Source organism: Pseudomonas sp. P4_C1, from assembly GCF_056402155.1.
Genome location: NZ_JBFUHY010000119.1, coordinates 1 through 9213 on the forward strand (window position 1 = coordinate 1; position 9213 = coordinate 9213).

General features: G+C 57.0%; 9 protein-coding genes. All 9 read right to left on the bottom strand.

Going from position 1 to position 9213, the window contains the following annotated elements; all coding sequences use genetic code 11:
* Positions 1–520, bottom strand: a 520-nt coding sequence (locus tag AC1DU9_RS28835; protein WP_477811176.1) for an SDR family NAD(P)-dependent oxidoreductase, incomplete at its 3' end; no start/stop codon positions are given.
* 46 nt (positions 521–566) lie between these two features.
* Positions 567–2114, bottom strand: a complete 1548-nt coding sequence (locus AC1DU9_RS28840; RefSeq protein ID WP_477811177.1) for an amino acid ABC transporter permease/ATP-binding protein — start codon at positions 2112–2114, stop codon at positions 567–569.
* A gap of 64 nt (positions 2115–2178) precedes the next feature.
* Positions 2179–2973 (bottom strand): ABC transporter substrate-binding protein, encoded by a 795-nt coding sequence (locus AC1DU9_RS28845; RefSeq protein ID WP_477811178.1) that lies wholly within the window; start codon positions 2971–2973, stop codon positions 2179–2181.
* A 46-nt stretch (positions 2974–3019) separates the two neighbouring features.
* Positions 3020–4090, bottom strand: coding sequence for an isopenicillin N synthase family dioxygenase (locus tag AC1DU9_RS28850; RefSeq protein WP_477811179.1), 1071 nt, complete (start codon positions 4088–4090; stop codon positions 3020–3022).
* 14 nt (positions 4091–4104) lie between these two features.
* Positions 4105–4956, bottom strand: a complete 852-nt coding sequence (locus AC1DU9_RS28855; protein WP_477811180.1) for a sugar phosphate isomerase/epimerase family protein — start codon at positions 4954–4956, stop codon at positions 4105–4107.
* Between the two features lie 1030 nt (positions 4957–5986).
* Positions 5987–6685, bottom strand: coding sequence for a hypothetical protein (locus AC1DU9_RS28860; RefSeq protein WP_477811181.1), 699 nt, complete (start codon positions 6683–6685; stop codon positions 5987–5989).
* Between the two features lie 44 nt (positions 6686–6729).
* Positions 6730–7764 (bottom strand): hypothetical protein, encoded by a 1035-nt coding sequence (locus AC1DU9_RS28865; protein WP_477811182.1) that lies wholly within the window; start codon positions 7762–7764, stop codon positions 6730–6732.
* A 318-nt stretch (positions 7765–8082) separates the two neighbouring features.
* On the bottom strand, positions 8083–8862 hold the full coding sequence (locus AC1DU9_RS28870; RefSeq protein ID WP_477811183.1) for an SDR family oxidoreductase: 780 nt from the start codon (positions 8860–8862) through the stop codon (positions 8083–8085).
* Positions 8862–9213, bottom strand: a 352-nt coding sequence (locus tag AC1DU9_RS28875) for a nuclear transport factor 2 family protein (protein WP_477811184.1), incomplete at its 5' end; no start/stop codon positions are given. The genes AC1DU9_RS28870 and AC1DU9_RS28875, both read right to left, overlap by 1 nt.

The window sequence follows — 9213 nt, forward strand, 5'->3', positions numbered from 1 at the left end:
TGTTTTCCTGCCGGGCAAGTCCTGCGATAAACCCCGTCAGACCACTGCGCGCACCATTGGACAGACCCAGGCTATCGATAGGGGACTTCACGGCACTCGACGTGATGTTGATGATCCGGCCAAATCCGCGTGCCGCCATACCGTCTACCGTTGCCTTGATCAGCTCGATAGGGGTCAGCATGTTGGCGTCCAGCGCCTTGAGCCAGGCGTCGCGATTCCATTCGCGGAAATCCCCGGGGGGAGGGCCCCCTGCGTTGTTGATCAGGATATCGAAATGCCCATGGGCCGTGAGCGCTGCCGCCCGACCCTCGGGCGTCGAAATGTCTCCGGCGACGGCGATGACCGTCACCTCAGGATTGATCGCCCTGAGCTGACGGGCTGTTTCATTCAGCGTCTCTTCGCCGCGTGCGGTGATCACCACGTTCACGCCTTCGTTAACGAGTGCCTGCGCACAGGCTTTGCCCAGACCTTTGCTGGCGGCGCATACCAGTGCCCAGCATCCTGCTATTCCCAGATCCATGTACGTTTTCCTGAAAGAAGGAAGTTCGAAGAAAGTGCTTGCCTGTTCACGCATGATCCAGCGTTGCAGACAGGTTCGGCGATCGAGTACTGATGCCCATGAAGCGCCGCACGCGTTCCCCTTCGGCATCGCATCGTATGGTTTGCGGTGCGGCATCCAGTTGGATATTACCGTTCTCCATGAACACGACCCGGTCGGATATCGACATGGCAAAGTCCATTTCGTGGGTCACGATCAGCATGGTCATGCCTTCTTTCGCCAGGTCGCGGATCACGTTCAGCACGTCGTTGACCAGTTCCGGGTCGAGGGCCGAGGTCGGCTCGTCGAACAGCATGATCTGCGGCTCCATCGCCAGGGCTCGAGCGATCGCCACGCGCTGTTGCTGCCCGCCGGAGAGCTGGTGCGGGTACTTGTGGGCATGGGCCAGCAGGCCGACCTTGTCCAGTAGCGCATAGGCACGATGTTCACTCAGCTCGCCCGGCTGGCCGTGGTAACGCGGTGCCAGGGTGACGTTGTCGAGAATGGTGCGGTGCGGGAACAGGTTGAAGTTCTGGAACACCATGCCGATGTGCCGCACGCCTTTGCGCAGGCGGGAGCCGTTGGGTTTGTCCGAAGCCTCGATGAATTTTTCGCCGAACAACAGAATGTCGCCGGTATCTATGGTTTCCAGGCCGTTGACCGTGCGGATCAGCGACGTCTTGCCGGAGCCGGATGGCCCGATGATCGAGACCACCTGGCCGTATTCGACATTCAGGTCGATACCCAGCAGCACCTTGTGCGTGCCATAGCTCTTCTGGATGTTCTTCAGTTGCAGGATGGGCGCCGCGTTGTTGCCCGCTGCCTTGCGCGCAGTGTCGGGCAACGCTTCGGCACTGGCCTTGAACCTGGCGATGGTGGCCTCGTCCAGCGTGTGCGGCTTGCGGAAGTTCAGGTCCAGGTAGCGCTCCAGGCGCTGCAGGAAATAGCCGAACACGGTGACGATCAACACGTAGTAGACGCCTACCGCCGCCAGGGTTTCCATGACCAGGAAGTTGGTGGCATAGAGGCGTTGGCCGACGGTGAGGATTTCGGTCAGGGAAATGACCGAGACCAGCGATGTCAGCTTGACCACCGTGATGTATTCATTGATCAGGGTCGGGAGCGAAATACGGAAAGCCTGGGGGATCACGATCAGGCGTTGCATGCCCAACAGGCCGACACCCAGCGCGCGCCCGGCTTCTTTCTGGCCCTTGGCCACGGAGATCAGGCCGCCACGATGGATTTCCGCCATGTACGCAGCTTCGGTGACTACCAGGGCCAGCAGGCCTGCGTAGAAGGGGTTGGACAGAATCGATCCGCTACCGGGAAACAATTGCGGCAGGTTGTAGACGAACACCACCAGCACCAGCAACGGGATGCTGCGGAAGAACCAGATGTAGACCGCTGCGGGAATGCGCAGCAAGGGCGATTGGGACAGCTTGGCCGTAGCCAGGAAAAAACCCAGCAGCATGCCGATGAACCAGGCCAGGGCACTGAGCTGGACCACCGTGACGCAGGCATTCCAGAAGTCCGGCAGGGAGAACAGGGAGAAGAAATACGACCAATCGAATTGCATGGGGCACCTCGATCTGCCGCCCCGGTACAGGGGAGGCAGATGACCAGACTACAAGGGCAGGTTCTTAATTGGCAGTCGGTTCTTCCAAACCATATTTCTTGAGGAACGCGGCGTATTCACCGCTCTTTTTGCTCTCCTCGAAGGCTTTTTGCATGGCCAGGAAGGTTTCGTCATTACCTTTCTTGACGAAGATGCCCAGGGTTTGCTGATAAATCGGATGTTCGGTGGTGATCACGACCCGGCCATTGGTCTTTTCCGCGATCATTTTTGCCGCGCCGGCGATTTCGACCTGGGCCTGAATGTTTTTGGACAACAGCGCCTGGGTCACTTCGGGTGCCGAGGGGTATTCGCTGACGGTGATCGCGCCTTTGTTGTTCGGCACACAGTATTCATCGGACAGCTTCCGGAATTCCTTGACCCAGGTCGTGCCCTGTTCCAGGCCCAGTTTCAAGCCGCACAGGTCTTCAGGTTTTTTCGCATTGATCTCGCTGCCCTTGGGCACCATGACGGCGGCCCCAGTATTGGCATAAGCGATGGTCTGGGCCTGAGTCTGGCGCTCCGGTGTGATGTACATGCCGGAGATGATTGCATCGTACTTGCCGGAGTTCAGGCCGAGGATCAGGCTCGGGAACTTGGTGTCGACGAACTCCACCTTGGCGTTCATGTGCTTGGCCAACTCCGTTGCCAGCTCGGGGTCCGAGCCCACCACGTTCTTGTCCTTGTCGTAGGACTCGAAAGGAGGGTAGGTGATTTCCATGCCGACCTTGAACGTGTCTGCCGCGGCCATGCTCACCGAGGCACCGAACATGCCGGCTGCCAATACAGCCAGGCTCAAAAGGGTTGTTTTATTGTTTTTCATTATTTAATGACTCCGGCGTAGGTAGGGGGGTAGCTGAAAATTTCAATCAGGACGGTTGCGCCTGATTTTTCAAATGTCCGAAACTGGCGGGCTTGCGTGCCTTGCCTGGCAGTTGAACTTCCCCGTTGGCCACCCTCTGGCGCAGATACTGATAGGTCTGCAGCGCCTGGCCATACATGTGTTCGCCGATCGTGATCTCTTCGTAGTCGTTGCCTGCCTGGGCGAACCCGGGCAGCGGCTTGATCTGGGTGTGATAGTCGCAGGCATAAAACAGCGGAAAGGAATAGCGCTCCTCCTTCACGCTGCGCACCCGGTGCGCAGTGGCAACGAAAGCGCCTGCCGTCATCACTTCCAGCATGTCGCCGATGTTGACGACAAAGGCATCGGCCATCGGTGGTGCATCGATCCATTGGCCAAGATTGTTCATCACCTCGAGGCCCGGTTTGTCGGCCAAAAGGATGGTGAAGCACTCGTAATCAGTATGAGCGCCAAGACCCGGTGCGTCATGAGCGGCACCGTCGAAGGGGTAGTGGATCAGGCGCAGCTTGGACGGCGGACGGGTGACCAGGCTGTCGAAATAGTTTTCTTCCAGGCCCAGGGTCAGGGCGAAGCCGCTGAACAGGCGCCGGCCCAAGGCGAAGATGGCTGCATAGTAGGCCTGTACCGATGCCTTGAAACCTGACAGCTGCGGCCAGTCGTTGGGCCCCAGCAACGGGGTGTTGGCCAGCACCAGCGGGTCATCGGCCGGGACTTCGAAGCCGACGTCGAAGGCTTCCTTGTGGTCCGGCTTGCCTTTGGAATAGACCTCTTCGCCTTCGGGTACAAAGCCCTTGTGGGTTTGTGAGGTGCCGATGTAGTGACGCATCTTGGCGTCCAGGGGCTGGTCGAAAAAGTCCTTGGCAGCCTGGCGCAGGTTGGCGATCAGTTGCGGGTCGATGCCGTGATCGGTGATATAGAGGAACCCGACCTCGCTGGCGGCGCGCCCCAATTGTTCGGCCACGGCCAGGCGGTGTTCCAGTTCAATGCTGAACAGACCGGCGATGTTGACCACCGGAATGCTGTTGAAGTTGGCTTTGTGTGTGTCAGTGCTGGCGCTGTTGTTTTTGTTGTCAGGCATGACGCATCGGCTCCCTAAGGATGGCTTGAGTGGCTGAAACGCTCGAAGTGTTCGCGCTCGGTCTGGCCCATCCACACGTTCAATGACCACAGGTCGGCGACCGGGACATTGGTGAAGGGCAAATGATGCAGGTAGCCATCGGCGCCGAATTCCGGGGTCAGGGTGCTGACCTGGTAACCGCGGGCTTGCTGCGAGCACCAGATGCTTTCCCAGTGCTGCTGATGGAAGGCCAGTTCCCTTGCATATTCGGGAGCCGCCGGGTGCGGAACCTGCGGTCCCTGGTCATAACCGACCCGGGCCTGGATATGGTGAACCCGCTCGATGAAAGCGCTCAGATCATCGGCCGGATCATTCAACAGGCGCTCGCAAGTCACGACCCAATGGCTGATGTCACTGGTGAACAACAAGTCGGGCAGTTGGCGGATCAACTCCAGGGTCACCCAAGGGTTGAACAGCGAACGCGAGCGGTGGGTTTCAAAGCTGCAGACCTGGCCGTGCTTGCGCGCCAGATCCAGCGCCAGGCCAAAAAATTCCACTTGTTGTGGCAAGGACCAGCGGTCATTGCCCGCCAGCACGTTGACGAAGCGTGGGCCGAGTTCGGCAGCCCAGGCGAGTTTCTGGTCGAGGTCATTGAGGTGAACGGCAGGCGTTGCCGACTGGTCCGGCAGCACGTCGTACGCGGTGAAGACTGTGCTGATATAGCCCAGGCGATTGGCCTGGAGAAAAGCACCGAACTCGGCCCGTTCACGGGCGTCCAGTGGCAGGCGTGCTTCCATGCCGTCAAAGCCCGCGTGCAGCAACTCCTCGAGCGCCTGAGCCTTGCTGGCGGTATAGCCCCACAGCGTGCGGAAAATTTCCAGCTTCATCGGTGATCCTCAAAAATCCCAGGGCCTGCTGCAAAAGCACTTCGACGGCGCCAGGCTGCCAAGCGCCTGGTTCGTTGTGGAGTCGATGTTAGACACAGGCCGCGCACAGAAAGAATCTGAAAGTTCAAATGAATACTTCAGACTTTCGTTAACAAATAGCTAGCTATTTATCTCGCTTGCCAGGAGGGGTTTTATGGGCGAGAACGTGTCAACGTTGGTTATTAGCGAGAGATGCCATTGTTACGGCATCATTTTGAAGACTCCCAAGCGATCCCCGAGCTGCCGATGGGCTGCTTTCTGCCGATCATGGTTACAAAGCGTGCTGGTCAAATCCGATGCAATCGGTGGTCAGAACGAATGCAAATGACTGGTCAGGTCGAATGCAAGCGGGTGGTCAAGTAGAGTGCAATTTCGCAGTTAGGGAGAGATGATTTCGTCTCCGGGATCCCGCCGTAACTCATCCAGGCTCTCATTGCGGTACATCCGCGCTACATTTCACTTATCTGCACTTTACGGCGCGGGCTTTCGATTGCCTGGTATGGCTGAGCGCTAGCCTGGCAATTGAAGCGCCGGGCTGGGCACACTCTTGAATAACCTGGGCGTTGAAGGACTTAGAATAGGAACGTCGTTCTTGTGGCATAGGCGTCCGCTTAAAAAGGCTAAAAATGCTGTCCACTTAAATTAGGTGGACACCATCAATTAGGTGGACACCATCGCCTCAAGCGACTGTGTCAGGAAGGTGTGTTGCCCGTACGGTTACGCTGATTGCCACTGATGCAATGAAAAATCCCAGGCCTTGAGATGGCATTGGCTGGGTGTGAATTATGGGCTTGTACCAAGCCACTCAAGAATCACTCACGGAGGAATGCATCCATATTCTCGTGGTCGCGATCGTTGAGTTCAGTATTGCTGGCCATGCATTTTCCTTTTTCAGTACGTGGACGCCAACGGGTGTCCATCTGCGGTTTGGCCCCGCAGCTTGCCAGCGGGGCTGGTGGAGCTTCCGGGTGTTTTGCTACTGGCTTGGCATCTACAAACCGAAGTTCAACGTCAGGCGCTCTATGAAGCTCTCCAGGGTGCCTTTCAGCTTTAGGGCGTTGAGATCAATCTCCTCCTTCGCCAGGCGCTCCAAAAACGCTCGCATGTCGGTCTGGATGCTTTCTGGAAGCCCGATGGGGTCATCAGTCAATTGGCCGCTCAGCAGCAGTACATCATTCCGATGCTTTCTGATGTTCTTGCTGTCGACCTGTTCACCAGCCTCCTTTCGCGCTGACAAATCGAGCCATGCGTGCGCCTTGAGCGGAATCAACCGATCGGCGCCGATGAAGGTCAGTTGTTCGTTACTGTGACGCCCCTCAAGGAGGAAGTGGTAGTAGGGGTCATCAAGCAAGATGGCGGACAAACTAGATACTGATTCATCCGTAGGAATGGGGGTCAGCGTTGCATCTGCCGGGTGCTCAATGCCGTCGGGTGCTCGCGAGAACAATTCGAGCTGGGCGGGGTAGGCTTCATTTTCCGGGTTCTGGAACCGGTAGAACACCGGCCGCTTACCGTCAATGTCGCCAACCTGCCGGATCGCGTACCCTCCCGCCCGTACGAAATCCCAAAAGGCCCCCACAAATTGAGGGTTGAGCGCTTCGATGACCAGCACGATATCGAGGTCCTTGGTGGCGCGGAACGATTGGCCGGCCTCATCCATCGTAAGCCAGGAGGCGACACCGCCGATCAAGACATACTGGTCACGAAACTCACTAAAATGTTGCGCGAAAACGTCTAACCATCTGATTTCAAAAACGAAATTCCCTCCTTAAGGTCATCTAAAGCCTGCTGGACACGTTCGTCCGGGCTGTCTTCCAAGCTCAGAAGCAGCGACGCTTCATCTGCGATGTTTTTATCTTCCGCAAGGCTGCGATAAGCCCATATCTCCACCCATGCCAGGATCTCGTCAACCTCGTCGGTCTCCTTGAATTGTTTCTCTTTGACCATGGTGTCGAATTGCTTTTTGGTCATGCCAAATACTGGTTGAGCGGGACCTGCCAACATCGTGCATATGGCCAGCGCAGTCTCGCCGGCGAGAAAGACTCCGTTGTGTGCGTGAAGCACACGGTCGATCGCGACCTTCCGTTTAACGGGAGAACGCATAAGGTGGCGAGTTTTTTTGAAAAGGTCGGGTGGAGGCGCACCGAACGAATAGAACTTTTGGAATCCACGGCTTTGAGCAGGATGGATGATGCGCAGTTTCAGCAGCTGATCGATCACTTTGGCAAGGGTGACGCGGCTGTACTTGAACTCGCCCATGATGGTGTTGGACGTGAAGACTTTATCGCTGTCCCAACCCTCATACAGGCGAGCCAAGACCATCGCTTGTGCAGCGGGGAGCAGGGCGGACACTTCCCGTTCATTGCGGCGCGTGCGGACGCCCTCCCGCAAGTCCATCGCCAGTTCGGGAATGAACAGCTGATATCCAGGCTGGATGAAGTTGATGTGGTTGGCGATGAGGCTGCGCCGCTCCGGTACGGAGAGTGACTGGCACACGTACACAACCACGTTGTCCGTGTATTTTTGTACCTGGGCGATATGCTTTCCAAGGGTCACTGCGCCCGGATACTCGCCATCAATCGGCAGTAGCAGGACCATCGAAAGCTTGGACTGCTTGTTCTTGCCACCGACCAAAAGAACCAGATTGACGAGTTTGTATGCATCCTTGATGTAGTGAGGCACCTTGAGATCGGAGGCTGGCCTCATCTGCGCATCCACACCTAAAGACGACTCGAGATAAAGTCTGATGTCATCCCGTAAAACCGGCATTCCGCGCCACCCTGTTAACCTGTTTTTTGCACTGTAAATCACAGTGGTTAACAAGTCAAAAAAGTAGTTAACGCGATTGCCGGAACAGTAATAACGGGACTAATAACGGGACAGATTTATTTTCCATGGCCTGAATGCGCGCTTCTGGCCGGTTTTTGCCTGTCGCGAAGTGCAGCGTGTGACCCAGTGCGGACGCTCAGGCAATAGGAGGCTCACTTACTTTTTTCATTTTCAAGCGTTGCCTTTCACTCATAAGAGCGGCAATAAGCTAGTACGGGTCACGCTCACAGCCACTCTTCATGCTGATAAAGGAATGCGTCACACTGTGGGAACCGTCCCACCATCGATCACATATTCAGTGCCAGTGATGGCGCTCGCAAGCGGCGAGACGAGGAATGCGATGAGATCTGCGACTTCCCTTGGTCTGGCGGGGCGTCCGATCGGGATGCCTCCCAGTGAGCCCATCACTATTTGGCGGCCACCCTCATAATCGGTGTCGTTCTGCCTCGCGATTTCCTCTACAAAGGCGACTGAAGCCTTCGTCTCCACCCATCCCGGTGAAACCCTGACCACGCGAACGCCCTTGGGACTGACCTCTTTGGAAAGACCCTTACTGTAGTTCGAAAGCGCAGCCTTGGCGGCAGCGTACGCCAGAGTGGATTCAGGTAGCGGCAGTTGGCACTGGATAGAGGTGACATGCACGATGACACCCGAACCTTGCTCGAGCAGCATGGGCAACAGTGCTCGGTCGAGGCGAACTGCAGGGAACAGGTTCAGGTCCAGGGCCCGTTGCCATTGCTGATCGTCGAGCACCTCATAGCCACCCGCTGGAGCCGATGAGCCGCCAGCGACATGGACGATGATATCGAGCCCGCCGAGACGCTCATGGACGGCATCAACGACGCTGGTACAACCCTCTGAGGTGGTGATGTCCGCCGCGACGAAGATGTCCTCGGGAATGTGCTCGGGACGTGAACGCGCAGCAGTCAGGATTTTTGCACCAGCCTCGCGCAAGCGAAAGACGACGGCTTCACCAATACCCTTGGTTCCGCCGGTGACCAACGCGCGACGGCCTTCAAGTTCCAGAGCCATGCTCATCAGTGAATCTCCAGGGATGCGATCTTGTCGTCGGCAAGTTCAACGGTGTAGGTGAGCTCGATCGGGCTACCAGGGAAGTTCCCGGTAAGCCGGGCAAGCAACGTCACAATCTGTCCTTTCTGCGAGCTACTCAATGGCTCGATGCTGTATTGATACTTGGCCTGCGACGCTTGCTTCCAGGCTTTGATGGCCTCCAGCCCGTTGTACGTCTGGCCTTCGTCGCGCACAAAGGCGTCTTTGGTAAAGCAGCGCTCCAATATCTCGATGTCGGTATTTTTTTCGGCGGCAAGGTAGCTGGCGATTGATTCAGGCAATTCGATTTTCATGGCGTATTTCCTCGCTGATGTACGG